Origin of the sequence: Bradyrhizobium sp. CCBAU 53338, from assembly GCF_015291665.1 — a bacterium.
Lineage (GTDB): Bacteria > Pseudomonadota > Alphaproteobacteria > Rhizobiales > Xanthobacteraceae > Bradyrhizobium.
The window spans coordinates 188,262-212,926 of record NZ_CP030048.1; the positions used below are offsets into that span (position 1 = coordinate 188,262).

At 65.6% G+C, this 24,665-nt stretch carries 26 protein-coding genes; 14 read left to right on the top strand and 12 right to left on the bottom strand.

What is annotated here, in order from left to right; translation table 11 throughout:
• The first annotated feature begins 204 nt into the window (after nt 1-204).
• From rsmI to XH90_RS00910, 7 genes are all read left to right on the top strand, one after another.
• Nucleotides 205-1,167, top strand: coding sequence for a 16S rRNA (cytidine(1402)-2'-O)-methyltransferase (gene rsmI / locus XH90_RS00880; RefSeq protein WP_194478764.1), 963 nt, complete (start codon nt 205-207; stop codon nt 1,165-1,167).
• The gene (locus XH90_RS00885; protein WP_194478765.1) at nt 1,154-1,552 is read left to right on the top strand and encodes a YraN family protein; all 399 of its coding nucleotides are present in this window, start codon (nt 1,154-1,156) and stop codon (nt 1,550-1,552) included. Before rsmI ends, XH90_RS00885 begins: the two co-directional genes overlap by 14 nt.
• Before the next feature lie 10 nt (nt 1,553-1,562).
• A complete protein-coding gene (gshB, locus tag XH90_RS00890) occupies nt 1,563-2,507 on the top strand; it encodes a glutathione synthase (protein WP_194478766.1) in 945 nt (314 codons plus the stop codon).
• A 301-nt stretch (nt 2,508-2,808) separates the two neighbouring features.
• Nucleotides 2,809-3,630 carry a Flp pilus assembly protein CpaB gene (gene cpaB / locus XH90_RS00895; protein WP_194478767.1) on the top strand — a complete coding sequence of 274 codons (822 nt, stop codon included), beginning with the start codon at nt 2,809-2,811 and terminating at the stop codon, nt 3,628-3,630.
• A gap of 10 nt (nt 3,631-3,640) precedes the next feature.
• On the top strand, nt 3,641-5,158 hold the full coding sequence (locus XH90_RS00900) for a type II and III secretion system protein family protein (RefSeq protein WP_194478768.1): 1,518 nt from the start codon (nt 3,641-3,643) through the stop codon (nt 5,156-5,158).
• Nucleotides 5,159-5,209: 51 nt separating this feature from the next.
• Nucleotides 5,210-5,944, top strand: coding sequence for a CpaD family pilus assembly protein (locus XH90_RS00905; protein ID WP_194478769.1), 735 nt, complete (start codon nt 5,210-5,212; stop codon nt 5,942-5,944).
• The gene (locus XH90_RS00910) at nt 5,941-7,230 is read left to right on the top strand and encodes an AAA family ATPase (RefSeq protein WP_194478770.1); all 1,290 of its coding nucleotides are present in this window, start codon (nt 5,941-5,943) and stop codon (nt 7,228-7,230) included. Before XH90_RS00905 ends, XH90_RS00910 begins: the two co-directional genes overlap by 4 nt.
• Nucleotides 7,231-7,275: 45 nt before the next feature.
• On the opposite strand, the gene XH90_RS00915 is transcribed toward XH90_RS00910, so the two are convergent.
• Together XH90_RS00915 and XH90_RS00920 are read right to left on the bottom strand one after the other, a co-directional pair.
• Complete coding sequence (locus XH90_RS00915; protein ID WP_194478771.1) at nt 7,276-8,058, bottom strand: tetratricopeptide repeat protein; 783 nt, start codon at nt 8,056-8,058, stop codon at nt 7,276-7,278.
• 83 nt (nt 8,059-8,141) lie between these two features.
• On the bottom strand, nt 8,142-8,387 hold the full coding sequence (locus XH90_RS00920; RefSeq protein WP_011083489.1) for a PilZ domain-containing protein: 246 nt from the start codon (nt 8,385-8,387) through the stop codon (nt 8,142-8,144).
• Between the two features lie 227 nt (nt 8,388-8,614).
• Between XH90_RS00920 and XH90_RS00925 the strand changes: the two genes are divergently transcribed.
• From XH90_RS00925 to XH90_RS00935, 3 genes are all read left to right on the top strand, one after another.
• Nucleotides 8,615-10,153: a YifB family Mg chelatase-like AAA ATPase gene (locus XH90_RS00925; protein WP_194478772.1), complete on the top strand. Its 1,539-nt coding sequence runs from the start codon at nt 8,615-8,617 to the stop codon at nt 10,151-10,153.
• A gap of 109 nt (nt 10,154-10,262) precedes the next feature.
• The gene (locus XH90_RS00930) at nt 10,263-10,733 is read left to right on the top strand and encodes a hypothetical protein (protein WP_194478773.1); all 471 of its coding nucleotides are present in this window, start codon (nt 10,263-10,265) and stop codon (nt 10,731-10,733) included.
• Nucleotides 10,734-10,857: 124 nt separating this feature from the next.
• Nucleotides 10,858-13,083 carry an ATP-binding protein gene (locus XH90_RS00935; RefSeq protein WP_194478774.1) on the top strand — a complete coding sequence of 742 codons (2,226 nt, stop codon included), beginning with the start codon at nt 10,858-10,860 and terminating at the stop codon, nt 13,081-13,083.
• A 21-nt stretch (nt 13,084-13,104) separates the two neighbouring features.
• Here XH90_RS00935 and coaA read toward each other — a convergent pair whose 3' ends face one another.
• From coaA to hisB, 7 genes are all read right to left on the bottom strand, one after another.
• A complete protein-coding gene (gene coaA / locus XH90_RS00940; protein WP_194478775.1) occupies nt 13,105-14,061 on the bottom strand; it encodes a type I pantothenate kinase in 957 nt (318 codons plus the stop codon).
• A 28-nt stretch (nt 14,062-14,089) separates the two neighbouring features.
• Nucleotides 14,090-14,413, bottom strand: coding sequence for a phosphoribosyl-ATP diphosphatase (locus tag XH90_RS00945; RefSeq protein ID WP_194478776.1), 324 nt, complete (start codon nt 14,411-14,413; stop codon nt 14,090-14,092).
• Nucleotides 14,414-14,491: 78 nt separating this feature from the next.
• A complete protein-coding gene (gene hisF, locus XH90_RS00950) occupies nt 14,492-15,265 on the bottom strand; it encodes an imidazole glycerol phosphate synthase subunit HisF (RefSeq protein WP_194478777.1) in 774 nt (257 codons plus the stop codon).
• A 3-nt stretch (nt 15,266-15,268) separates the two neighbouring features.
• The gene (gene hisA / locus XH90_RS00955; protein ID WP_194478778.1) at nt 15,269-16,015 is read right to left on the bottom strand and encodes a 1-(5-phosphoribosyl)-5-[(5-phosphoribosylamino)methylideneamino]imidazole-4-carboxamide isomerase; all 747 of its coding nucleotides are present in this window, start codon (nt 16,013-16,015) and stop codon (nt 15,269-15,271) included.
• Nucleotides 16,003-16,653, bottom strand: coding sequence for an imidazole glycerol phosphate synthase subunit HisH (gene hisH / locus XH90_RS00960; RefSeq protein WP_194478779.1), 651 nt, complete (start codon nt 16,651-16,653; stop codon nt 16,003-16,005). Before hisH ends, hisA begins: the two co-directional genes overlap by 13 nt.
• Complete coding sequence (locus XH90_RS00965) at nt 16,650-17,180, bottom strand: DUF2628 domain-containing protein (protein WP_194478780.1); 531 nt, start codon at nt 17,178-17,180, stop codon at nt 16,650-16,652. The genes hisH and XH90_RS00965 overlap by 4 nt, the downstream gene beginning before the upstream one ends.
• A gap of 68 nt (nt 17,181-17,248) precedes the next feature.
• Nucleotides 17,249-17,842, bottom strand: a complete 594-nt coding sequence (gene hisB / locus XH90_RS00970; protein ID WP_194478781.1) for an imidazoleglycerol-phosphate dehydratase HisB — start codon at nt 17,840-17,842, stop codon at nt 17,249-17,251.
• A gap of 250 nt (nt 17,843-18,092) precedes the next feature.
• Here hisB and hslV point away from each other — a divergent pair, with 250 nt between their 5' ends.
• The 4 genes from hslV (at nt 18,093) to XH90_RS00990 (ending at nt 21,820) form a co-directional block, all read left to right on the top strand.
• Nucleotides 18,093-18,653 (top strand): ATP-dependent protease subunit HslV, encoded by a 561-nt coding sequence (gene hslV, locus XH90_RS00975; RefSeq protein ID WP_128948901.1) that lies wholly within the window; start codon nt 18,093-18,095, stop codon nt 18,651-18,653.
• 6 nt (nt 18,654-18,659) lie between these two features.
• Nucleotides 18,660-19,268 carry a DUF2585 domain-containing protein gene (locus XH90_RS00980; RefSeq protein WP_246755667.1) on the top strand — a complete coding sequence of 203 codons (609 nt, stop codon included), beginning with the start codon at nt 18,660-18,662 and terminating at the stop codon, nt 19,266-19,268.
• Between the two features lie 52 nt (nt 19,269-19,320).
• Nucleotides 19,321-20,625 (top strand): ATP-dependent protease ATPase subunit HslU, encoded by a 1,305-nt coding sequence (gene hslU / locus XH90_RS00985; protein ID WP_194478782.1) that lies wholly within the window; start codon nt 19,321-19,323, stop codon nt 20,623-20,625.
• 70 nt (nt 20,626-20,695) lie between these two features.
• On the top strand, nt 20,696-21,820 hold the full coding sequence (locus tag XH90_RS00990) for a hypothetical protein (RefSeq protein ID WP_194478783.1): 1,125 nt from the start codon (nt 20,696-20,698) through the stop codon (nt 21,818-21,820).
• On the opposite strand, the gene XH90_RS00995 is transcribed toward XH90_RS00990, so the two are convergent.
• Genes XH90_RS00995 through XH90_RS01005 form a run of 3 tightly spaced genes read right to left on the bottom strand, consistent with a single transcriptional unit; the run spans nt 21,817 to nt 24,621 of the window.
• The gene (locus XH90_RS00995) at nt 21,817-22,407 is read right to left on the bottom strand and encodes a Smr/MutS family protein (RefSeq protein ID WP_194478784.1); all 591 of its coding nucleotides are present in this window, start codon (nt 22,405-22,407) and stop codon (nt 21,817-21,819) included. The genes XH90_RS00990 and XH90_RS00995 overlap by 4 nt on opposite strands.
• Nucleotides 22,404-23,939: a murein transglycosylase A gene (locus XH90_RS01000; protein WP_194478785.1), complete on the bottom strand. Its 1,536-nt coding sequence runs from the start codon at nt 23,937-23,939 to the stop codon at nt 22,404-22,406. The genes XH90_RS00995 and XH90_RS01000 overlap by 4 nt, the downstream gene beginning before the upstream one ends.
• Nucleotides 23,917-24,621, bottom strand: coding sequence for a Tim44/TimA family putative adaptor protein (locus tag XH90_RS01005; RefSeq protein WP_194478786.1), 705 nt, complete (start codon nt 24,619-24,621; stop codon nt 23,917-23,919). The genes XH90_RS01000 and XH90_RS01005 overlap by 23 nt, the downstream gene beginning before the upstream one ends.
• Between the last annotated feature and the right edge of the window lie 44 nt (nt 24,622-24,665).

Here is a 24,665-nt window from a genome sequence, read left to right on the forward strand (position 1 = left end):
GCCAGCTGTTTGCCGTTCGTCGTCCAGCATCAAGGCGCGGTTTCCGCCGCGAATATGGCGCTGGCACTTCATTCCCTGGGGAATGTGATGCCGGGCCGATCACATTCCAGTCCTTCTCCGCTCCGGCTCAGTATCCTGGCCCCCACGATCTTTTTCGGCGGACCGGTTCCCAGCCCCTGAGATCATGCCTAAGTTCGATTCATTATGCGCGCAAAGCCGGCCCCGATAAATACGACTGAAGCTATGGACGCCGCCCCGCGCGGGTTCTCCATCGACGCCCACCGGCTGGCGGCGCCGAAGGCGGCGGCCGGCCTCCATCTGGTCGCGACCCCGATCGGCAATCTCGGCGATATCACGCTACGCGCGCTGCAAACGCTGGCGGGGGTCGATGTCATCGCCTGCGAGGATACCCGCATCACGCGCCGCCTGACCGAGCGTTACGACATCTCGGCGCAGCTCAAGCCATACCACGAGCACAATGCCGAGGCCGCGCGGCCAAAAATCCTGGAGGCGCTTGCGGCCGGCGGCTCGATCGCATTGGTGTCGGATGCCGGCACACCGTTGATCTCCGATCCCGGCTACAAGCTGGTGCGCGAGGTCTGCGCCGCCGGCCATGCCGTCTATGCGCTGCCAGGACCATCGTCGGTGCTGGCGGCATTGTCGGTTGCAGCCCTGCCGACCGACCGCTTCTTCTTCGAGGGTTTTCTGCCGGCGAAGTCCGCCGCGCGACGTTCGCGCCTGGCCGAGCTCGCCCGCATCGATGCGACGCTGGTGATGTTCGAATCCGGCAACCGGATGCAGGCTACCTTGACCGATCTCGCCGAGATCATGGGTGATCGAGATGCCGCGGTCTGCCGCGAGCTGACCAAGCTGCATGAGGAGGTCAGGCGTGCGCCCCTGGCCGAGCTCGCGCGACAAGCGGACGCGCCGGAAACGCGCGGCGAGTTCGTGCTGGTGATCGGCCCACCTGACGCCGACGCCGACGTGCTGGCATCGGATGCGCTGGACGATCTGCTGCGCGCGCAACTCACCACAAACAGCGTCAAGGATGCCGTCGCCCACGCTGTCGCGCTCTCGGGCCGGCCGCGCCGCGAGGTCTATGCCCGCGCGCTCGAGCTCGCCAAGAATCTGCACAAGGATGTGCGAGGCGACGATGGCGAAGACTAGGGATGAGGAACCGAAGGTCGCCTCGCCCGAGCGCGTCGCCGCGTTCCGCACCGGGATCTCCGCCGAGAGCCGTGCCGCCGCCTATCTGATGGCCAAGGGCTACCGCATCCTCGCCAAGCGCTATCGCACGCCGCATGGCGAGATCGACCTCGTGGCGCGCCGCCGCAACCTGATCGCCTTCGTCGAGGTCAAGGCACGCGCCAGCCTGGATGAGGCCGCCTATGCGGTGACGCCACGCCAGCAGCAGCGCATCATCGACGCCGCGCAGGGCTGGCTTGCAGCGCATCCCGAGCATGCGGAATTCGAATTGCGATTCGACGCCATGCTGATTGCGCCGCGCTCACTTCCGCGCCATGTGTTGGCGGCATTCGACGCCTCGACCTGAAAGGCAGACCATGAAACTCAACGTCGCCGTCCAGATGGACCCCATCGCCCGCATCAACGTCAAGGGCGATTCCACCTTCGCGCTGCTCCTGGAGGCGCAGAAGCGCGGCCATGGCCTGTCCTACTACACGCCCGACAAGCTCTCGATGGTCGGCGAGGAAATCGTCGCGCCGGTGCAGATGCTGACCGTGCGCGACGAGCCCGGCAATCACTTCACTCTTGGCGAGCCCAAGCGCGAGGCGCTGAACGGCTTCGACGTGGTATTGCTGCGCCAGGATCCGCCGTTCGACCTCGCCTACATCACCTCGACGCATATGCTGGAGCGCATTCATCCGAAGACACTGGTCGTCAACGATCCGGCCTCGGTGCGCAATGCGCCCGAAAAACTTTTCGTGATGAATTTTCCGCAGCTGATGCCGCCGACCCTGATTTCGCGCGACCTCGACGAGATCAACGCATTCCGCGACAAGTACGGTGCCGTCGTCATGAAGCCGCTGCACGGCCATGGCGGCGCCGCGGTGTTCCGCGTGATGCCGCAGGACATGAATTTCGGCTCGCTCTACGACATGTTCTCGGTGACGTTCAAAGAGGCCTGGGTGATCCAGCAGTTCATTCCCGAGGTGAAGCTCGGCGACAAGCGCATCATCCTGGTCAACGGCGAGTTCGCCGGCGCGGTGAACCGCGTGCCGGCGGCCGACGACCTTCGCTCCAACATGGTGCGCGGCGGCGCGGCCAGGGAGACCGAGCTTACCCCACGCGAGCGCGAGATCTGCGCCACCGTCGGCCCGGCGCTGCGCGAGCGTGGCCTGCTGTTCGTCGGCATCGACGTCATCAACGGCAACCTCACCGAGATCAACGTGACCTCGCCCACCGGCATCCGCGCCATCGCGCGGCTCGGCGGGCCCGACGTTGCGGCCAGGATCTGGGACACGATCGAGCAGAAGCGGGCGAAGTAAAATTCTGCATTGATTGCGTTGGGGAGCCGACAATCTCTCCCCGCCGTCATCCCGGCATTCACTAACCACCCGTTCACCATGACGCCCTGCGTTCTCATCCGAATGCGGGCGCGCACCCGCGTGTTTCTACGGGGGCCGGCGCCGCTCGAATAACGCGGCGTTCACCATCTGCCCAAAACGCACACAGTCACGCGGCATCACACTCGCCCTCGCAACACCCCTTATACTTTTACTCCCTACTCATCGATGCGGGGGAACCCGCCACGTGCGGTTCGAGTGCCCCGCGTAAGAGTAGAAGCGTATGAATACCGCACGCATTGTCGTTCTCGTCATCGCGCTCGGCGCCGGCGGCGTCGCTGCGTATCTGGCGAGCCACTACGACAACAAGCCGGCGCCCGTTCTCCCGGTGGCCGAGAAGCTGCCGACGGTCGAGGTGCTCGTCGCCAAATCCGACATCCAGCTCGGCCAGGCCGTGAAAGCCGAGGATCTGCAATGGCAGACCTGGCCGCAGGCGACCGCCAGCAGCGCCTTCATCCGCCGCGACAACCGGCCCGACGCGCAGACCCAGATCGCCGGCTCGATCGCGCGCGTGCCGTTGATGCAGGGCGAACCGATCCGCGAGCAGAAGCTGGTGAAAGCCGATGGCTCCGGCTTCATGGCCGCGATCCTGCCGACCGGCATGCGGGCCGTGTCCACCGAGATTTCAGCCGAGACCGCCGCCGGCGGCTTCATCCTGCCGAACGACCACGTCGACATCGTGCTGACGCGCCGCCTGAAGAACCCCGACGGCGCCAACACCAACGGGCAGACCGGCGGCAATGACCTGATCCTGTCGGAGGTCATCCTCACCAACATCCGTGTGCTCGCGATCGACCAGGCACCGAAGGAAAAGGACGGCCAGAGCTCCCTGCTCGGCAAGACCGTCACCCTCGAGCTGCGGCCCGACCAGGTCGCCGCGCTCTCGGCCGCGCGCCAGGGCGGCACGCTCACACTTGCACTGCGCAGCATCACCGATGCCAACGCCGCCGACGGCTCGCCCGAGGACCAGGCGCTGAAGCGTCCGGGCGGCATCAGCGTCATCCGCTACGGCGTGCAGGCACGACAACTGACGTCACAGAAGTGATGGGGACAGCATGAAGTATGGGGACTATCGGACGGGCCTGCGCATTCGGGGGAAGCGCGCCGGCTCGTTCTGGGCAGGGGCAATGCTGATGCTGGGGCTGATGGCAGCCCCCGATGTCGTCCGCGCCGCGGATGCGCCGGTCGGCGACCAGGCGCCGATGCAGGCACCGGACCTCGGCGTGGCGCCGGTCGCGTCCATCGCGCCCGCCAGGACGCGCTCGCTGTCGCTCGGCGTCGGCAAATCGGTCGTGATCGACCTGCCGCGCGAGGTCAAGGACGTGCTGGTGGCCGACCCCAAGATCGCCAATGCAGTGATCCGCTCGTCGCAGCGCGCCTATATCATCGGCGCCCAGGTCGGCCAGACCAACGTGGTGTTCTTCACCGCCGACGGCCAGCAGGTCGCCTCCTACGACATCGCGGTGAAGCGCGACCTCAACGGCATGCGCGCGGCACTGCGCCAGTCGCTGCCGGGCGTGCAGATCGAAGGCGTCGGCGACAGCGTGATGCTGACCGGGTCGGTGTCGAGCCCGGTCGAGGCCCAGCAGGCCGGCGACGTCGCCGCCAAGCTGGTCGGCAGCCCGGACAAGGTCGTCAACAACATCGTCGTGCGCGGCCGCGACCAGGTGATGCTGAAGGTCGTGGTCGGCGAAGTCCGCCGCGACATCGTCAAGCAGCTCGGCGTCGACCTCAGCGCCAGCCTGAATGCCGGCACCGCGGTGGTGAACTTCAACAATTCCAACCCGTTCACGGTTTCGGGCGGACCGCTGGTCAGCGGCAACGGGCTCGGCGTGAGCGGTCTCACCAAGGGCGTCGCCACCGTCACCGCCACCATGCGCGCGATGGAAAGCGCGGGCGTGATGCGGACGCTGGCCGAGCCGAGCCTGACGGCGATCTCGGGCGAATCCGCGACCTTCGTCGCCGGCGGCGAGTTCCCGATTCCGGCGGGCTATTCCTGCGATCCGACCACGCATGTCTGCACCACCCAGATCACCTACAAGAAGTTCGGTATCTCGCTGAACTTCACGCCGGTCGTGCTCAGCGAGGGCCGCATCAGCCTGCGCGTGATGACCGAAGTCTCGGAGCTGTCGAGCCAGAACGCCATCACGGTGTCGCAGGCACTGTCCTCGAACACCACGAACTCGATCACCATCCCCTCGGTCCAGACCCGCCGCGCCGAGACCACGCTCGAGATCCCCTCGGGCGGCTCGATGGCGATGGCCGGCCTGATCCAGCAGCAGACCAAGCAGGCCATCAACGGCCTGCCGGGCCTCGACCAGGTGCCGATCCTCGGCTCGCTGTTCCGCAGCCAGGACTTCGTCAACAACGAGACCGAGCTGATGGTGATCGTGACGCCCTATGTCGTGCGCGCGGTCGCCCAGAAGGATTTGTCGCGCCCTGACGACGGCTTCGCACCGTCCTCGGATGCGCAATCGGCGCTGCTCGGCCGCATGAACCGCCTCTATGGCATCGCGCGCCGCGTCGATCCGATCGACGGCGACCGCGGCGATTTCGGCTTCATCATCGACTGACACGAACGGTTTGGGGACCGGGGCAAGACAGGGGCAGGAGGGGACCAGGCGATGACGAAGACATCGGATCGACGCCGCAATTTGCGCATCGCGCTCGCATTGACGGGGCTCTCCGTCATGCTGGGCGCGTGCAACACCACGGGTGACGTCGTCACCACCCAGACGGTGCCGACCGACTACCGTATGCGCCATCCGATCGCGGTGCAGGAAGGCAAGCGCTCGATCGTGATCTTCGTCGGCAAGGCGCGCGGCGGCCTCTCGCCCGCGCAAGCGGCGGACGTGATGGGCATCGCCCGGGACTGGCTGCGCGAAGGCACCGGCTCCGTCGTCGTCGACGTGCCCGTCGACACCGCCAATTCGCGCGCGGCGGCGGCGACCTATCGCGAGATCCGCGCCGTGCTCGGCAGCGGCGGCGTGCCCTCGCGCGTCATCGTCCAGCATTCCTATCGCCCCGAAGATCCCGGCCTGCTGCCGACCATTCGGCTGAGCTATTCCAAGATCACCGCGGTCGCCGGCCCCTGCGGGCTGTGGCCCGAGGACGTGGGCCCGTCGATCCTCGACCCCGGCTACAACGAGAACCGGCCCTACTTCAATCTCGGCTGCGCCACCCAGCGCAATCTTGCCGCGATGATCGACAACCCCGCCGACCTCGAGCAGCCGCGCGCCGAAACGCCGGCCTATACCGCGCGGCGCGATATCGCCTTCGACCGCTACCGCAAGGGCAATCCGACCACGACCACCTATCCCGAGGCTGACAAGGCCAAACTCAGCGAAACAGGCAAATGACGGGCATCGACGACGAAGGCGCGGACGATCCGCGACACCCCGAAGAGCACATTGCGCCGGTTCCGCGTATCTCGGTGCAGGCGTTTTGCGAGACCGAGCAGACGCTCGCCGCGGTGACCGCAGCCGGCCAGGACCGCCGTCTCGCCAAGGCGCATCTCACCGCGAAGAGCGGAGGTCTCGCTGCGGCGATCGAAGTCTATGACACGATGCCGACGCCGAACGTCATCGTGATCGAATCCGACGGCACGCGCGACATCCTCGAAGGGCTCGACGATCTCGCCGGCGTCTGCGATCCCGGCACGCGCGTGGTGGTGATCGGCAATCCCAACGACACCGCGCCCTATCGCGAGCTGGTGCGCCGCGGCGTCAACGACTACGTCGTCGGCCCGGTCGAGACCATCGACGTGGTGCGCTCGATCTGCAGCCTGTTCTCGGCCTCCGAAGCCATCATCACCGGCCGCATCATCGCGGTGGTCGGTGCCAAGGGCGGCGTCGGCGCGTCCACGGTCGCGCACAACGTGGCCTGGACCATCGCGCGCGACCTTTCGCTCGATTCCGTCGTGATCGATCTCGACCTCGCCTTCGGCACCGCCGGCCTCGACTACAACCAGGATCCGGCGCAGGGCATCGCCAACGCGGTGCTGTCGCCTGATAGGCCGGATACGGCGCTGATGGAGCGCCTGCTCGCCAAATGCACCGATCATCTCAGCCTGCTCGCTGCGCCTGCCACGCTCGATCGCGTCTATGATTTCGGCGCGGAGGCGTTCGATGCGATCTTCGACACGCTGCGCATGACCACGCCCTGCATCGTGCTCGACGTTCCGCATCAATGGTCGGCCTGGACCAAGCGGGCCCTCGTCAATGCCGACGACATCGTGATCGTGGCCGAGCCTGATCTCGCAAACCTGCGCAACACCAAGAACATGCTGTCGGTGCTCAAGGCGGCGCGGCCGAACGACCGTCCGCCGCTGTACTGCATCAACCAGGTCGGCATGCACAAGCGCGCCGAGATCGACGTCAAGTCCTTCGCCAAGACGATGGAGAGCCAGCCGCTGGCGGTGATCCCGTTCGATTCGAAGCTGTTCTCGGCGGCGGCCAACAACGGCCAGATGATCGCGGAGGTCTCCAAGAGCCACCGCACGAGCGAGCTGTTCCAGAGCATGGCCAACCGTCTCGCCGGGCGAGGCGAGGTGAAGAAGCCCAAGCGCTCGCTGCTCGGACCGCTGCTGAAGAAACTCAAGGGCAGGGCCGGACGCGGCTCGGCGCCGCATCGCAAGGCGTCGTAAGCGCGGAAGCGTTCTTCAAACCAACACAACCGAAGCGGCGGAGATTTACTTCTCCGCGCGCTGCTGCTGTTTCTTGGACAGCAACTGGCGCAGCGCCGTGACCTTGGCCGCCGCCTGATCCGGCGGCAGGTCGGCCTTCACGATGGTCTCGGCCTCGGCCTGCTTGCCTTCCAGTCCCAGCACCAGCGCCAGATTGGCGCGCACGCGGGGATTGGCGGAATCGCGCTGATAGGCGCGGCGCATGGTTTCCTCGGCCCGCGGCAGATTGTTCTGGAGCATGTACGACAGGCCGAGATTGGACAGCACTGACGGCTCGTCCGGCACGATCTTCAGCGCGGTCGCATAATATTGTTGCGCCTCCTCGTTGCGGCCGAGCTGATCGAGCACGGCGCCCTGGGCCGAGAGGATATGCCAGTCGGGATCCTCGGGCGTATGCGCGCGGCTCAGCACGTCGAAGGCCTGCTGGAAATTGCCGTTGTCGGCGAGCGCGCGGCCGTAGCCGGCGAGCAGCGCCTTGTTGCTGGGATGGAGCAGCACGGCCTGCTCCATCACCGCGACCGCCTGCGCACGTTGGCCCATCTCGCGCAGCGCCCGGCCATATTGGAGAGCAATATCGGGATCGCTGGGCTTGGCGCGATAGCGTTCGCGCAAGCCGTCCATGTCGGGCCTGGCATCCGCGTTGGCCGCGGGGTCCGGCTTGCTGCTGACGCCGAGCGCGCCGGTCACGTCCTCCAGGCTCGTGGTCTGGCAGCCACCGAGGGCCAGCACCGCGAGCGCGGGAAGCAGGAATCTCGCCGGGAAAGAGGCAAGGGACGAACGCTTGGACATACTCTGATCACCGCCGGCGGACTGATCAGAGATGCTTTGCCGATTAACGCTAAAGTCCGGTTAAGGACGGGCCTCTGTTGGGCCTAGTCGGTAAATTCCGCACCGAATTCGCAACCGATGCGCCAGCGCAGGCGGCACTGACGGGAATAATCGGGCGCAAAGATGATGGTGAATTGCGGCGGCACTTCCAGAAACTCGGCCACGACCTTCACGCCCCCGTCCGAGATATCCGTGATGGTGCAGTCCCGCGGCAGCGATCCCGCGCCAAAATGAATCTTGGCAAGCCGGCTGCACACCCGTCGTTCGCTTCTGCGGCGATTTGCAAGCATTTGAATTCTTCACCCGTTAGATCACGGCCCATCCCGCAGGCTCAGGAGTAGCGGACATTCGTTGGAATGTGCTGAGGAGAGCCGCTCGCATTCGAGGCGTAGTCGACGCTTAATGTCGTCGTCCGGTTTACCTGTCGTTAGGGCTTGCGGCGCCATCTCCCGCGTTCCCGTACTGTTCTTGTCAGAGCCGCCCGGCTCTGCTACCCCTAATTGTGCAAGAGGGCAGCATGGTTCAGCGGGTTTCGACAGTCGCCTTTGAGGGGATCGAGGCCCGTGCGGTCGACGTGCAGGTGCAGGTCGCCCCCGGCCTGCCCGCCTTCGCCATCGTCGGCCTTCCGGACAAGGCGGTGTCGGAGGCGCGCGAGCGGGTTCGCTCGGCGCTGATCGCCTCGGGCCTGGCCCTGCCGGCGCGGCGAATCACCGTCAATCTCGCGCCCGCCGACGTCCCGAAGGAGGGCAGCCATTACGACCTGCCGATCGCGCTCGGGTTGATGGCGGCGATCGGCGCGATCCCGCCGGACGCGCTGACCGGCTTCACCGTGCTCGGCGAGCTCGGCCTCGACGGCTCGATCGCGGCGGTGGCCGGCGTCCTGCCAGCCGCCTTCGGTGCCAATCTTCGCGAGGAAGGCTTGATCTGCCCGGCCTCTTGCGGCTCGGAAGCGGCGTGGGCGAGCCCGGACATCCAGATCATCGCCGCAAGCTCACTCATCCAGATCGCCAATCACTTCAAGGGCACGCAGGTGCTTTCGCGACCGGTGCCGAAGGTGCATGAGGCCGCCACCTCGCTGCTCGATTTGCGCGACATCAAGGGCCAGGAGAGCGCCAAGCGGGCGCTGGAGATCGCGGCCGCGGGAGGACATCATCTGCTGATGATCGGCGCGCCCGGTGCCGGCAAATCGATGCTGGCGGCACGGCTGCCTTCAATCCTGCCGCCGCTGTCGCCGGGCGAATTGCTCGAGGTCTCGATGATCGCCTCCGTCGCCGGCGAGATCGAGGGCGGCGCACTGACGTCGCGGCGGCCGTTTCGTTCGCCGCATCACTCCGCCAGCATGGCCGCGCTCACCGGCGGCGGCGCACGTGCAAAACCCGGCGAGATCTCGCTGGCGCATCAGGGCGTGCTGTTCCTCGACGAGCTGCCCGAGTTCGATCCGCGCGTGCTGGATTCGCTGCGCCAGCCGCTGGAGAACGGCGAGGTCTCGGTGTCGCGCGCCAATCACCGCGTCACCTACCCTGCCCGCTTCATGCTGGTTGCGGCGATGAATCCCTGTCGCTGCGGCAACGCGTTCGAGCCCGGCTATGCCTGCAAGCGCGGCCGCGTCGACCGCTGCACCGGCGACTACCAGGCGCGCATCTCCGGACCGCTGATGGACCGCATCGATCTGCGCATCGAAGTGCCGGCCGTCACCGCCGCCGATCTGATCCTGCCGCCGCCGGCAGAAGGCTCGGCCGAAGTCGCCGCACGCGTCGCATCCGCGCGCGACATCCAGCTCGCGCGCTACGCGGCTGCGGGCCTGCCGCAAATCCGCACCAATGCGGAGGCGCCGGCCGCGGCGCTCGAGGACATCGCCAGGCCCGACGCGCAGGGACAAAAGCTGCTGCGCGATGCCGCCGAGACCATGCGGTTGTCGGCGCGCGGCTATCACCGGGTGCTGCGGGTGGCGCGCACGCTCGCCGATCTCGATGGCGCCGAGAAAATCGGCCGGCTGCATCTCGCCGAAGCGCTGTCCTACCGCGCACTCGCGGAGGATGTACGCCAGCTGGCGTGATCATCCCACGCGTCAACCCTGCGGTAACGAGTTTCCTTTACGCTCTGCAAACCATAAGGCCCACAAGTTCCAGTCCGGCCTCTGGCGTGTTCTTGGCGAGTAGAGTGTCATGTTGCGTTTCAAGATCCTGGCCTCAGTGGTTCCCCTGTTGGCGGCTGCGGTGTTCGCCCGCAATGAGATCGGATCGGTCTCGCATCCCTGCATCGCCCTCGGCGACACCTCGGTCGAGCTGACATCCCTGTTCTGGAAAGCCGGCGTCCATGTCGCCTTCACCGACGATCTGTCGCGGGCCACGGTGCGGGTCCAGATCACCGACGATGCGAACGCCGCGGACTTCGCGGTCGTGGACGATGGCCTCGGCTCCGAGACCGAGTCCTGCCAGCCCAATCCGGCGATGCGCCTCGTCACGATTGCCGCGCAGCCGGTCGATGGCGGCCCGGTGATCTATCTATCCACCGACGGCCCGGCCGATTACCGCATCTATGTGCGCTCGAAGACGTTCTCGCAGCAGGAGGCCGCGGCCCTGATCGTCGGCGCTCATGGCGGCCACCCGCTGCCCCTCCAGGCCGCCTCGCTCTGAAACATTAAGACCTCGTCAACCCTGTTTCGAGGCCGCCCCAAAGCCTCAAGCTGTTCGCAAGGTCGGCAAGACATCGTCGCGCACGGCGGTGGCGGGTTTCGGACGAGAGTCGGGGTCGGTGGCAATGGGTCGGACGTTCCGGATCAAGGTGCGCATGCGCCGCTTCAGGCGACAGCACCCCAGGATTGCCTTCGCGATCCGCTCCTTCATGATCTTCTCTGCGACGTTCGGCGGCGCCTATGGTTTCGTCACCGGCAGCCGCTCGGAAAATTCCGGCTACGACCCCAACACCTTTGCGATCGGCGCGAGCTTCCTGTTCGCGTTGGCCTGCCTTGGCCTCGCCACGCTCAGCATGCGGCTGCGCTTCGTCAACAAGCGGATGAAGAAGCTCGCCGCGCACAACGAGGCGCTGATCGACCGCAATTGGGAGCTGAAGGAAGCCGAAGAGCGCGCCCGCAGCCTGTTCGAATCGCAGGGTGATCTGATCGTGCTGCGCGACCATCAGGGCCGCATCACCTTCGCCAACGACGCCTATTGCGCACTGGCCGGGCAGGCGCGCAGTGCGCTGGTCGGCACGCGGTTCGATTTCGACGTGCTGGAGCAGGGCGACAGCGCCCGCGAGAGCAACGGCACGCGCATTCACGACCAGAAGATCACCACCCCGCTCGGCGCGCGCTGGATCGCCTGGCGCGAAGGTTTCGTGCGGCTCGATGCCGGCCAACCGGCCGAACTGCAGAGCGTCGGGCGCGACGTCACCGACCGCACCGAGACCGAGCGCGCGCTGTCCGATGCCCGCGACCAGGCCGACGCCGCCAACCGCGCCAAATCGCGCTTCCTCGCGATGGCCTCGCACGAGATCCGCACCCCGCTGAACGGCATCATCGGCATGGGCGGCCTCCTGCTCGACACCACGCTGACGCCGGAGCAGACCACGTACGCAAGGGCCGTGAAAACCTCGGGCGAAGCGCTGATGGCGCTGATCGAGGAGCTGCTCGACTACTCCAAGATCGAAGCCGGCAAGCTCGATCTCGACCAACGCCCCTTTGCGCTCTCGACCCTGATCGAGGAGGTCACCGAGCTGCTGGCGCCGCGCGCACAGGCCAAGCAGCTCGAGATCGCGGCTTATGTCGACGAGCGGTTGCCCCTTGAAGTCACCGGCGATGCCGCGCGGCTGCGCCAGGTGCTGCTCAACCTCGCCGGCAACGCCATCAAATTCACCGCATCGGGCGGCGTCGCGCTGATCGTCGAGCCCGGCATCTGGCCGAACGAGATCAGCTTCCTGGTTCGCGACACCGGCATCGGGATCGCGCCCGAAGCGCAGTCGCGCATCTTCCGCGAATTCGAGCAGGCCGACGACCGCGTCGCCCGCACCTATGGCGGCACGGGCCTTGGCCTCGCCATCAGCGAACGCATCGTCAAGCGCATGGGCGGCCGCATCACGCTGGAGAGTGCGCCCGGCAAGGGCTCGACCTTCGAGGTCGCAATTCCCCTCACGCTCGCGCAGGGCGAGGCCGGGCAAACGACTTTCCCGAGTCCCGATCTCGCCGGCAAGTCGATCCTGCTGGTGGCCGAAGGCATCGAAGCATCTCTCATCGCACGGCGGCTGGAACGCTGGGGCGGCCAGACCTGCCTGGTCGCAGACGCGGCCGTCGCCGAAGCGTTGCTGCCGGAGCGCTCGTGGCATGCGGTGCTGCTCGATCGCGCGCTCGGCCCCGTCGTCACCGATCGCCTCGGCGCAGCCGCCCGCGCCCACGCGACGCAACGGCTCGTGCTGCTGACACCGAGCTCGCGCCATGAAAAGCTGTCGCCTGATTTCACCGGCTTCCTGGTCAAGCCGCTGCGTGCCGCCTCGCTCGCCGCGCGTCTCGCGCTGACGCCCGAAGTCGCCTCGCCCGATCTCGCACCCGAGCCTGTCGAGCCGGTTCCGGGCAAAACGCCCGCGGGCGGCCTCTCGGTCCTCGTCGCAGAGGACAACGAGATCAACGCACTGCTGATGCGGTCGCTGCTCACCAAGCTCGGCCATCGCGTCGTCATCGCCGTACACGGCGAGGCCGCGCTGGAATCCTGGCTTTCGGCGAGTTCGGCCGGTACGCCCTATGACCTGGTTCTGATGGATATCCAGATGCCGCAGCTCGACGGCATCGAGGCGACCAAACGCATCCGCGCCCACGAGGCCGCCACCGGCAGCCGGCACACGCCGATCCTCGCGCTGACCGCGAACACGCTGGTGGAAGATCGCTACGCCTGCTTCGAGGCAGGCATGAACGGATTTCTGATCAAGCCGCTCGATCGCGAGAAGCTGGACGAGGCGCTGGCGGGACTGGCAGCGGCGCGGCAGTTGGCGGTGTAGCCCGCGCTCTCTCCTTGCGGCTTACAGCCTTCTCAGCGCCACGCTCTCCACCGCGTGATCCGCGCCCTTCTTCAGGATCAGCGTCGCGCGCGGCCGCGTCGGCAGGATGTTGTCCTCGAGATTGGCGAGGTTGGTGCGCTCCCAGATCGCGGTCGCCGTGGCGGTAGCCTCATCGTCCGACAGCAACGCGTAGCGGTTGAAGTAGGATTTTGGATTGGTGAACGCGGTGTCGCGCAGCGCCAGGAAGCGCTTGATGTACCAGCGCCGCAGCGCCTCTTCGTCGGCGTCGATATAAACCGAGAAGTCGAAGAAGTCGGAAACGACCGGCACCGCCTTGCCGTCACGCGGCAGCTTGCCGGTCTGCAAGACGTTGACGCCCTCGACGATCAAGATGTCGGGCTGGTCGACCTCTGCCCATTCGTTCGGCACGATGTCGTAGGTCAGATGCGAATAGACCGGCGAGCGCACATGGCGACGGCCCGACTTGATGTCGGACAGGAAGCTGAGCAGCAGCGGCAGGTCGTAGCTCTCCGGAAAGCCTTTCTTCTGCAAAATGCCTTGCTGCTCGAGCAGGGCCTTCGGGTAGAGAAAGCCGTCGGTGGTGATCAGCTCGACCTTCGGCCGCGGCGACCAGCGCGCCAGCAACGCTTGCAGCACGCGGGCCGTGGTGGATTTTCCGACCGCGACCGAGCCGGCGACGCCGATGATGTAGGGGACCTTGCGATCCCTGATGTTGAGGAACTGGCGCTCGGCGTAATACAGACGCTGCATCGCATCGACATAGATCGACAGCAGGCGCGACAGCGGCAGATAGATGTCCTCGACTTCCTTGAGGTCGAGGCGATCGTGCAGCGAGCGCAGCCGGTCGAACTCGCCCGGCTCCAGCGTCATCGGGGTATCGTCGCGCAGACGCGCCCACTCTTTGCGCGAATAGACGCGGTATGGATTATACTGCTGCTCGGGTGCGCGGATATCCATGACGCCACCTTCTCCGTTGAGAGCCTGGCTAGTTGCTCTTGCGCGACGCTTTCTCTTCCAGTCCGGACATGTTCGTGCGCTTGTCGAGCGCCGCTTCGACCTCTTCCAGCTTTACGCCGCGGGCCTTGAGCAACACAAGGAAATGGTAGAGCAGGTCGGCACTCTCGGCGATCAGATGCGCGCGATCGTTTTCGACTGCTGCGATTACGGTTTCGACTGCTTCCTCTCCGAACTTCTTGGCGCAATGTTCGGCGCCCTTGTCGAGGAGCTTGCGGGTATAGGAGGCCTCGCCACCCGAGGCCGCGCGGGCATCGATGGTCTCGGCAAGGTCGTGGATGGTGAAACGCGGCATACGGAATACTCAGAAACACATCCGGCCAGACAGGCCGTTTCCCACCGGCCTGTGTAGCATTTTTATGAACGGGAGTCGTCAGGCATCCAGGCGCATGGGCAACCCGCGCCGGGCCATGTGCTCCTTGGCTTCGCGGATGGTGAATTCCCCGAAATGAAAGATCGAGGCGGCCAGCACGGCCGTGGCGTGCCCGTCGCGGATCCCGTCGACGAGGTGGTCGAGATTGCCGACGCCGCCCGAGGCGATCACGGGAACGGGAACGCTGTCGGCGATCGCCCGGGTCAGCGGGATGTCGAAACCCTGCCGCGTACCGTCGCGGTCCATCGAGGTGAGCAGAAGCTCGCCGGCGCCAAGCGAGACCACTTCCTGGGCATATTCGATGGCGTCGATGCCGGTCGAGTTGCGGCCGCCATGGGTGAAGATCTCCCAGCGGTCGCCGCCCGGGCGCTTGACCCGCTTGGCGTCGATCGCGACCACCACGCACTGCTCGCCGAATTTTTCAGCAGCTTCCTTGACGAACTCGCGGCGCGACACCGCGGCGCTGTTGATCGAGACCTTGTCCGCGCCGGCGCGCAGCAGCGTCTTGATGTCGTCCACCTTGCGCACGCCGCCGCCGACGGTGACGGGCATGAAACAGGCCTCGGCCGTGCGCCGGACCACGTCCAGCATGATGCCGCGGTTCTCGTGGGTCGCGGTGATGTCGAGGAAGGTCAGCTCGTCGGCACCAGCCGCGTCATAGGCGATCGCGGCCTCGACGGGATCGCCGGCATCCCTGAGATCGACGAAGTTGACGCCCTTGACGACGCGGCCGTCCTTGACGTCGAGGCAGGGGATCACGCGCACCTTGAACATCTGTCAGCTCCTGCGCGCGTCGCGGATCAAGGTGAGGGCGGCGGCGGGATCGAGCCGGCCGTCATAGAGCGCGCGGCCGGCAATCGCGCCGGCGAGCTTCTTCGCCCGCGGCGCCAGCATGGCTTTCACATCCTCGATCGAGGCGAGGCCGCCAGAGGCGATCACCGGAATGGAGATCGCGTCGGCAAGCGCGATGGTCGCATCCAGGTTCAGGCCCTTGAGAAGACCGTCGCGCGCGATGTCGGTGAAGATGATGGCGGCAACGCCGGCATCCTCGAAACGCTGTGCGATTTCCAGCACCGTGACCTGCGAAGTCTCGGCCCAGCCTTCGACCGCGACCTTGCCGTCGCGGGCGTCGAGGCCAACGGCGACGCGGCCGGTGAATTTTTTTGCCGCCGCCTTCACCAGTTCCGGATCGCGCACCGCCGCGGTGCCGATGATGACGCGGGCGATGCCCTTCTCGAGCCAGGCTTCGACGGTCGCGAGATCGCGAATGCCGCCGCCGAGCTGCACCGGGATCGGAATCGTCTTCAGCATCGCCTCGACGGCCTGCGCATTCACCGGTTTCCCGGCGAAGGCACCGTCGAGATCGACGACGTGGAGATATTCAAACCCCTGGGTGACGAAGCTTTGCGCCTGGGCGGCGGGATCGAGATTGAACACGGTCGCGCGCGCCATGTCGCCTTGCTCGAGGCGCACGCACTGGCCGTTCTTGAGGTCGATGGCAGGAAAGAGGATCACGGTTTCCATCGCAAAAAGTTCGAGATCAGGGCGAGGCCGAAGCGCTGGCTCTTCTCGGGGTGAAACTGCGTGCCGATGGCGGTGTCCTTGCCGACGATCGCGGTGACGGGCCCGCCGTAATCGGCGCGCGCGAGCACGTTCGCTTCATTGGCTGCGTTGAGGTGGTAGGAGTGCACGAAATAAGCGTGCTGACCCTTCGGCCCGAGCGGCAGCTTGTTGAGCACCGGATGCTCCTGCAGCAGCTCGAGCGTGTTCCAGCCCATGTGCGGGATCTTCAGGCCCTCGTCGCGCGGCGTGATCTTCTCGACGTCGCCGCCGATCCAATTCAAGCCTTCGGTGATGACATGCTCCTTGCCGCGGCTCGCCATCAACTGCATGCCGACGCAGATGCCGAAGAACGGCCGCGCCTTGACGCGCACGGCTTCGGTGATCGCCTCGACCATGCCGTTGACGGCGTCGAGACCGCGGCGGCAATCGGCGAAGGCGCCGACGCCTGGCAGCACCAGACGATCGGCCTCATAGGCCTGATCGGGATCGCTGGTGACGAAGACCTTTTGCGGATTCTCCAGGCTGCGCGCGGCGCGCTCAAAGGCTTTCGCCGCGGAATGCAGATTCCCGGAACCGTAATCGATGATGGCGACGCTCATCTTGACCCTCCCGGTTCTGGAAACAATCCAATGATGCCGCCGGCCGGAATCGGCGGCGGGTTCGAGAATGGCTGACCCGGCACGCTGCGGGTCGGCGGCGGGCCGCCACGATCGACGGCCCATTGATCGTTGACGATGCCACGCTGTGCCTTGCTCCAGCGCTCGAAGAAGCGCCGCTCGGCGGTGTCTTCGTCATCAGCGACGACGACGTCGAGCTGCCGCCAGCCGCCGCGCGACAACGTCCAGCGGCGCAGGCTCGAGGCCTCGAAACCCATCAGCAGCGCGACGATGACGTTGGCGAAAAAGATCGTGGTGCGGCCGAGGCCGAGACTGTGCAGGGCGGCATCGAACGCGGCGAGGAAGACGATCCAGCCGATCAGCGCCAGCCAAAGCCTGTTCCAGGCCAGCCAGACCGGGCCGAGCACCATCGCCCAGAAATGGAAGCCGTCGCGCACGAACACGAACTTGTCGGTCGCACGCAGATCGGCCCCGCCAGGGAAGGGAGCGTGAACTGTGTAGACAGGCATTTTCGATGCCCCGTTCTCGAGAATGAAGTCGAGGCCGCCGGCGGCGTCAGCCACCGAGACCGGAGATGTCAGCCGCCAAGCGAGCCCTTGGTGGACGGGATCTCGCCCGCCGCTTTGGGGTCGATCGCAACCGCGGTGCGCAGTGCCCGCGCCAGGCCCTTGAAGCAGGACTCGGCGATATGGTGGCTGTTATCGCCATATAGGGTCTCGACGTGGAGAGTCACGCCGGCGTTGATGGCGAAGGCCTGGAACCACTCGCGCACCAGCTCGGTGTCGAACTCACCGATCTTGTCGCGGGGAAAGTCGGCCTTGAACACCAGGAACGGGCGGCCCGAAATGTCGATGACCACACGCGTCAGCGTCTCGTCCATGGGCATGTGCACGCCGGCGTAGCGGGTGATGCCCGCCATGTTGCCGAGCGCCTGCTTGACCGCCTGGCCGAGCGCGATGCCGGTGTCTTCGGTGGTATGGTGATAGTCAATGTGCAGGTCGCCCACCGCCTTGACCGTAAGGTCGATGCGGGAATGGCGGGCGAGGAGATCGAGCATATGGTCGAAAAAGCCGATGCCGGTCGCAATATTGGACATGCCGGTGCCATCGAGGTTCACGGAGACCTCGATGTCGGTTTCCTTGGTCTTGCGCTTGATCGTCGCGGTGCGCATTGAAAGCTTTCGCGTTTAGTTGGGCATGATCCTCTCGGAAAACCGGATGCCCACTTTTCCGGATCATGCCCGTTTGGCCGAAAACGCCAGTCTCTTAACAGCCAAATGACGCCTTCGCTACTGCGGGAACGGCTGGCCGGGCCTCTACTTCCGCCTATGGTGAGCGAATTTGGGTCCGGAACGGCCCGTTGGGTGCCGGTTGTCCCTTTGCTCCCGACGGCCTAAATCAGGCCGGACAACGAGGTATTTCATGCAGGATTCCCAGAACAGCTCGCCGGTCTGGCACGGCACCACGATTTTGACCGTCCGCAAAGGCGGCAAGGTGGTGATCGGCGGCGACGGCCAGGTCTCGATCGGCCAGACCGTGATCAAGTCCAATGCCAAAAAGGTCCGGAAACTCGGCAAGGGCGACGTGATCGGCGGCTTTGCCGGCGCCACCGCCGACGCCTTCACGCTCTTTGAGCGGCTCGAATCCAAACTCGAGCAGTATCCGGGGCAATTGACCCGGGCCGCGGTCGAGCTGGCCAAGGACTGGCGCACCGACCGCTACCTGCGACGGCTGGAGGCAATGATGATCGTGGCCGACAAGGACGTCTCCCTGGTGCTGACGGGCACCGGCGACGTGCTCGAGCCCGAGGCCGGCGTGATGGCGATCGGCTCCGGCGGCAATTACGCGCTGGCCGCGGCCCGCGCCCTTGTTGACACCGACAAGGACGCCGAGACCATCGTCCGCCGCTCCCTCGACATCGCCGCCGACATCTGCGTCTACACCAACCGCAACGTCACCATCGAAGCGCTGACGGCCGGCTAGAAGCGAATGACCTCGGCCCGCAGCGTCAGCCCGATCAAAACCGCGATACCGCCGCTCGCCTGGGCCGGCATCGCGCTGCTGCTGTTGGCGCTGCAGGCCTCGATCCTGTTTGCGATGGGGCGGGTGCCGATCTGCACCTGCGGCTACGTCAAGCTGTGGCACGGCGTGGTGAACAGCTCGGAGAACTCCCAGCACATCGCCGACTGGTACAGCTTCTCGCACGTGCTGCACGGCTTCCTGTTCTACGGACTGACGTGGCTGTTGTTCTCGCGACGCCTCGGCTGGCCGGCGCGCCTGATCATCGCGATGCTGATCGAGGGTGCCTGGGAGATCGTCGAGAACTCGCCCGTGATCATCGAGCGCTACCGCGCCGGCACGATCTCGCTGGATTATTACGGCGACAGCATCGTCAACTCGGTCTCGGACACGCTGTTCATGGTGCTGGGCTTCCTCACCGCACGCGTGCTGCCTGTTCCCGCCACCGTCGCGCTCGGGCTCGCCTTCGAGATCATGCTGGCGCTGCACATTCGCGACAATCTGACGCTCAACGTCCTGATGCTCGTCCATCCGATCGAGGCCGTGAAGCAATGGCAATCCGGTCCACCGATCATCTGACGGTCAAAAATGCGGCTTGTCCCCGCCGGCTTCTAATCCTAGCTAAGGTGCCATGACAGACTTCTCTCCCCGCGAAATCGTTTCCGAACTCGACCGCTTCATCGTCGGCCAGGGTGACGCCAAGCGCGCCGTCTCGATCGCGCTGCGCAACCGCTGGCGCCGGCAGCAGCTCACCGGCTCGCTGCGCGAAGAGGTTCTGCCGAAGAACATCCTGATGATCGGCCCCACCGGCGTCGGCAAGACGGAGATCGCGCGGCGCCTGGCAAAACTTGCGAATGCGCCGTTCCTCAAGGTGGAGGCCACGAAATTCACCGAAGTCGGCTATGTCGGCCGCGACGTCGAGCAGATCGTGCGCGATCTCGTCGAGGTCGCGATCGCCCAGGTGCGCGAGCGCAAGCGCAAGGACGTACAGGCACGGGCCCAGCTCGCCGCCGAAGAGCGCGTGCTCGATGCGCTGGTCGGCGCCAATGCCAGCTCGGCGACGCGGGAATCCTTCCGCAAGAAGCTGCGCGCCGGCGAGCTGAACGACAAGGAAATCGAGATCGAGACACAGTCCTCGGGCGGCGGCATGCCGATGTTCGAAATCCCGGGCATGCCGGGCGCGCAGATGGGCGCGATCTCGATCGGCGACATCTTCGGCAAGATGGGCGGCCGCAGCAAGACGCGGCGCCTGACGGTGGAAGGCTCGCACGAGATCCTCGTCAACGAGGAGTCCGACAAGCTGCTGGACACCGACCAGCTGACGCTGGAGGCGATCAGCGCGGTCGAGAACAACGGCATCGTCTTCCTCGACGAGATCGACAAGATCTGCGCCCGGGACGGCCGCGTCGGCGGCGACGTCTCGCGTGAGGGCGTGCAGCGCGATCTCTTGCCGCTGATCGAGGGCACCACGGTCTCGACCAAGCACGGCGCGGTGAAGACCGACCACATCCTGTTCATTGCATCAGGCGCCTTCCATGTCGCAAAGCCGTCCGACCTGTTGCCGGAGTTGCAGGGCCGCCTGCCGATCCGCGTCGAATTGCAGGCCCTGACCCGCGATGACATGCGCCGCATCCTGACCGAGCCCGAGGCTTCGCTGATCAAGCAATATGTCGCGCTGCTGCAGACCGAGGGTGTCACGCTCGACATCACGGACAGCGCCATCGACGCGCTCGCCGACGTCGCGGTCGCCGTCAATTCGACGGTCGAGAACATCGGCGCCCGCCGGCTCCAGACCGTGATGGAGCGGGTGCTGGACGAGATCTCCTTCACCGCCCCCGACCGCAACGGCGAGACCGTCCGGGTCGATGCCGATTTCGTGCAGAAGCACGTCGGCGACCTCGCCAAGAACGCCGATCTGAGCCGGTTCATTTTGTAATTCCGGGCCAGTCCGCTATCTATCGGGTCGTCGTCCTGGCGAAAGCCAGGACCCATTACCCCCGACGGTCTTGTTGAAACAAATCCTCCAAAACCCCTGGCGGCTGCTGTTCGCGATCAACGCGGCGGTGATAGCAGGCGTGTTCGTTCACAAGATCCAGCTGCCGCCTTACGTCCCCTACATCCATCTCCTCGTCGACTACCATTTCGGCTTCATCAAGCGCGCGCTGATCGGAGCTGTTGTCGCGCTGTTTGCGGACAAGGTGCCGGTCTGGTGGGTGTTCGCGCTCGGCGGGGTGACGTGGCTGGTGACGTTGGGGCTCTACGCAAAACTGTTTCAGAGGACGTTCGGCTTCACGGCGAAGACGCTGCCTCTGTTCGTCTTCATCGCCGGCTCGCCGTTCTTCCTGAAGAACTTCATGCACACGCTCGGCCATTTCGACATCTATGGCTGTGCGCTCGCGATCATCCTGCTGCTGATGCCGGCGGGTTCGTTGCTGTTCGTGGCGACGGCGGCGCTGTTCTCGATTCTACTCGTCCTGATCCACCACATTCATCTCTTGATGTATGTGCCGACGATCGTCACCATCGTCGTGGCCAGGCACTACCTCGCTTACGGTCTCAATCGCAGCAATGTCGCATTCGGCATCGTCGCCCTTGCGGTCGTCTCCGCGCTGTTCTTCGCCGCGCAATTCCTGGGAACGATGCCGATCCCGGAGGCTGATTTCACCGCGTACTTGAAGACAAGGATGGTCGATCCGTCGCGCACCGATCTGCTGCAATTCGCCTACATCTGGTACCAGCCGCTTGCGAAGGAGATCTCGGACACCTGGGGCCGCCTGCCGCACAACAGCCTCGGCATTCCCGTGTTTGCTCTGCTGATCTGGCTGCACACGCCGCTATGGCGCTATTTTGCGAGCCTGATCGGCGCGCTCGCGAACGAGACACACCGACGCCTCGTGATCGCGGCGCTGATCGGCGTCAGCCTCGCCTATCTCGTGATGTTCGTCATGGTGTTCGACTATTCGCGCTGGATCTCGAACTGGGCAGTCTGCATGTTCCTGATCCTGCATGCGGTGAAGATGCTGCCGGCGAGGCAGGAGACCGCGTTGATTCCGGAAGGGGATCAGAAGACCAACATCTTCGGGCTGATCATCACCTTGATCCCGCGCGTCGGGATCGTGCGACCGTTTTAGAAGCGCGCCCGCCGAATTCGCACATACAGCGCGCCCTCGCCGCCGTGGCCGATGGCAGCCTCCTCGAACCCGACCACGAAAGCGCGGAATTCCGGCAGGCTGAGCCATTCCGGCACCTGACGGCGGAGCACGCCGCTTTCACCACCGCTGCGGCCCTTGCCGGTGATAACCAGCACAAATGTCAGGCCATCATGGTGGGCGCGGTGCAGGAAGCCGGTGAGAGCGCGGTGCGCGCGCATCTGAGTCATGCCGTGCAGGTCGAGCCGCGCGTCGATCTCGCTGCGGCCGCGCGACAATTTCGCGCGCTCGCGCTTGCCGAGCGGGGCGAGCGGTGGCATCGCCGGCTTGGACGGACGTGGGGCCGGGGCCGCAGCCAAGGGGCGCGGCGACAGCGTGGGCTTAGGAGCCGGCGCAGCGACCAAGGACTCGGCGCGCGGCGCGGTGTGCAGCTTCGTCGCACGATGCTTCCGCAGCGGCTTCACCTGCCTTGCGACGAGGTCCCACAGTTCGCGGTCTTCCTCGCTGAGCACACGACGGCGCGGCGAGGGACGCGGATCCAGCACGGGCGGACGGGACGATCGCTTCATTGCTGGTGGGAACGGGTTTTCATGTGCCTGCGCGGTTCGCGGACAGGTTCTATCATAGGACGCGGCGCCGGTAACGGCACCGGGCTCGCAACGGCGACGGTCTCGTCCTTGCCGGAAGTTGCGGCTGATACGACCGGCTTCGCTGCGGGCGGCTGCGGAAACAGTTTTGCGATCTTCTCCGACGGCCGCGGATCCGGCACCGGCAGCCTGGCTGCGCGCAGATTGGGATCGAGGCTCTTCGGCACCAGCATCACGAAATGCATGGGATGGCGCAGCCGGCCCGAGACGCGGCCGGCCTCGGCGCCCGCGCCAAAATAGAGATCAGCGCGCGCCGGGCCGATGATCGCCGAGCCGGTGTCCTGTGCGATCATCAACCGATGGAACGGCGTCTTGGCGCGATCGGACTCGATCGGCAGTTCGCCCTCGATGAAGAACGGCGTGCCGTAGACGTGCAGCGATTTGTCGACCGCGATCGAGCGGCCGGCGGTCAGCGGAATGCCTTGCGCACCGACCGCCTCGTCCGTGTCGGACAGATTGACCTCGTGGAAGAAGATGTAGGAGCGGTTCTGCCGCCGCAGTTCCTTCGCGCCGTCGGGGTTCTGCGCCATCCACTCCCTGATCTTCTGCATCGACATCTCTTCCTTCGGAATGATGCCGCGCTCGATCAGGATGCGCCCCACGGCCGTGTAGGGATAGCCGTTGTAGGAATCGTAGTTGAGCCTGATGGTGCTGCCATCGTCGAACTTGATCCGCGCCGAGCCCTGGATCTGGGCAAACAACAGATCGGTCGGATCCTTCAGCCAGGCGATCTCCAGTCCGCGGCCGGCGATCTTGCCGTCCTCGATCTCGCCGCGGTCGTAATAGGGCACGAGCTTGCGGCGGCCGATCTTGCGATAGACCGGTCCCTTGTTGGGCAGGCTGACCGAGGCCTGGTTGAAGCCGCGCACGAACAGGTTCGAGGGGCGGCGGTAGACCGGAACGTTGTAGACATCGGTCTGCGTGCGCGATCCCTCCAGCACCGGCTCGTAATAGCCGGTGACGAAGCCGTCGGGCTCGCCGAGGCGCGAGATGCGAAGCGGCGAAAAATTGTTCTCGAAGAAACTCTTCGCTGTCGCTTCGTCGGTCGGCTGGAGCGACCTGGCGGCGCGGCAGGGCTCGCTCAGCGAGCCGCCCAGAGCCTTTAGTTCAAGGGACTTCGGCTCGGAGGCGCCGGTCTGCGCGTTGATCGAACGGCAGCTGGCACGAAACGTCCTGTAGGCGGCAAGATGATCGTCATCGCTCCAGCCCTTCACGTCCGCCCAGGCCAGCGGCAGATATTGCGCGCCGGGAATTTCGAACGGGAGAGGGAGCTGCGGATAGGGCAGCGCGCGCGGAGGGATCGTGGCCACTTCGGGATGGCGATGATGATGGCTGCGGTAGTGGCGCCGGGCAGCTTCTGCGCCAAGCGAAAACGAAGCCAGCACGACGAGGCCCGCGCAAAGCGCCGTCGCGCCGTTCTTCAGGAAACTCTTAATTCGCGCTTCCGGTGCCAACCAGCTTCCAGTTCGGATCGCGAGAGGTGGTGTCGCGGGCGAAGGTCCAGATGTCGGTGATGTCGGCGACCTTGTCGGCGTTGCCGTCGACGATATTGCCGGCCTTGTCGCGGGTAACCGAGATCATCTGCGAGACGAAGCGCACGGTAAGCTGCGCCGTGCGGTCGCGCACGTCGGCGCCGACCAGCTCGGCCTTGTCGATCGAGACGAAGCGGGTTTCGGTCTTCTGGTCGTTCTTCTCGCGATCCTTGATCGCGGCGTCGAAGCTCTCATAAACCTCCGATGACAAGAGATCGCGCAGCGAGCGGCGATCACCATTGGCGAAGGCCAGCACGATCATCTCGTAGGCGCCGCGAGCGCCGGACAGGAAGTGGCGCGGGTCGAAGGTGGAATCCTTCTCGACGATGGCGTCGAGGCCCAGGGCCAGCGCGGTGCCGGGCTCGGCCAGGCCCTTCCAGCGGTCGGACGGCGGGGTCGCTTCCGCCGTCGGTGCCGGCGGCGGCTGGTCGATCACCTTGCCCGGCATGGTCACGACGTTCTTGTCGGGAGCACCACCCAGCGCATTGCGCGCCGTACGGTCGAACGGCGGCCGCTCGTTGCCGGTTCGCTGTCCCAGCACGCTGCGCAGCCGCAGGAAAATAAAGACCGCCAGCGCAAGGAAGATGATGGTGTAGATGTCCACGTCGTATCGCTTTCTGGTCTTTACTCAGGGCTTCTTTGGGGTCG

Coding starts and splice junctions, on each gene's coding strand:
- XH90_RS00945 (WP_194478776.1), bottom strand. CDS start 14,413: ATGCCGCGTTTCACCATCCACGACCTTGCCGAGACCATCGATGCCCGC.
- XH90_RS00885 (WP_194478765.1), top strand. CDS start 1,154: ATGGCGAAGACTAGGGATGAGGAACCGAAGGTCGCCTCGCCCGAGCGC.
- XH90_RS00915 (WP_194478771.1), bottom strand. CDS start 8,058: ATGTCCAAGCGTTCGTCCCTTGCCTCTTTCCCGGCGAGATTCCTGCTT.
- hisA (WP_194478778.1), bottom strand. CDS start 16,015: ATGGAAACCGTGATCCTCTTTCCTGCCATCGACCTCAAGAACGGCCAG.
- cpaB (WP_194478767.1), top strand. CDS start 2,809: ATGAATACCGCACGCATTGTCGTTCTCGTCATCGCGCTCGGCGCCGGC.
- hslV (WP_128948901.1), top strand. CDS start 18,093: ATGCAGGATTCCCAGAACAGCTCGCCGGTCTGGCACGGCACCACGATT.
- hisB (WP_194478781.1), bottom strand. CDS start 17,842: ATGCGCACCGCGACGATCAAGCGCAAGACCAAGGAAACCGACATCGAG.
- XH90_RS00910 (WP_194478770.1), top strand. CDS start 5,941: ATGACGGGCATCGACGACGAAGGCGCGGACGATCCGCGACACCCCGAA.
- XH90_RS00900 (WP_194478768.1), top strand. CDS start 3,641: ATGAAGTATGGGGACTATCGGACGGGCCTGCGCATTCGGGGGAAGCGC.
- XH90_RS00995 (WP_194478784.1), bottom strand. CDS start 22,407: ATGAAGCGATCGTCCCGTCCGCCCGTGCTGGATCCGCGTCCCTCGCCG.
- gshB (WP_194478766.1), top strand. CDS start 1,563: ATGAAACTCAACGTCGCCGTCCAGATGGACCCCATCGCCCGCATCAAC.
- XH90_RS00980 (WP_246755667.1), top strand. CDS start 18,660: ATGACCTCGGCCCGCAGCGTCAGCCCGATCAAAACCGCGATACCGCCG.
- XH90_RS00920 (WP_011083489.1), bottom strand. CDS start 8,387: ATGCTTGCAAATCGCCGCAGAAGCGAACGACGGGTGTGCAGCCGGCTT.
- XH90_RS00905 (WP_194478769.1), top strand. CDS start 5,210: ATGACGAAGACATCGGATCGACGCCGCAATTTGCGCATCGCGCTCGCA.
- XH90_RS00930 (WP_194478773.1), top strand. CDS start 10,263: ATGTTGCGTTTCAAGATCCTGGCCTCAGTGGTTCCCCTGTTGGCGGCT.
- hisH (WP_194478779.1), bottom strand. CDS start 16,653: ATGAGCGTCGCCATCATCGATTACGGTTCCGGGAATCTGCATTCCGCG.
- XH90_RS00935 (WP_194478774.1), top strand. CDS start 10,858: ATGGGTCGGACGTTCCGGATCAAGGTGCGCATGCGCCGCTTCAGGCGA.
- hisF (WP_194478777.1), bottom strand. CDS start 15,265: ATGTTCAAGGTGCGCGTGATCCCCTGCCTCGACGTCAAGGACGGCCGC.
- rsmI (WP_194478764.1), top strand. CDS start 205: ATGCGCGCAAAGCCGGCCCCGATAAATACGACTGAAGCTATGGACGCC.
- XH90_RS00965 (WP_194478780.1), bottom strand. CDS start 17,180: ATGCCTGTCTACACAGTTCACGCTCCCTTCCCTGGCGGGGCCGATCTG.
- hslU (WP_194478782.1), top strand. CDS start 19,321: ATGACAGACTTCTCTCCCCGCGAAATCGTTTCCGAACTCGACCGCTTC.
- XH90_RS00925 (WP_194478772.1), top strand. CDS start 8,615: ATGGTTCAGCGGGTTTCGACAGTCGCCTTTGAGGGGATCGAGGCCCGT.
- coaA (WP_194478775.1), bottom strand. CDS start 14,061: ATGGATATCCGCGCACCCGAGCAGCAGTATAATCCATACCGCGTCTAT.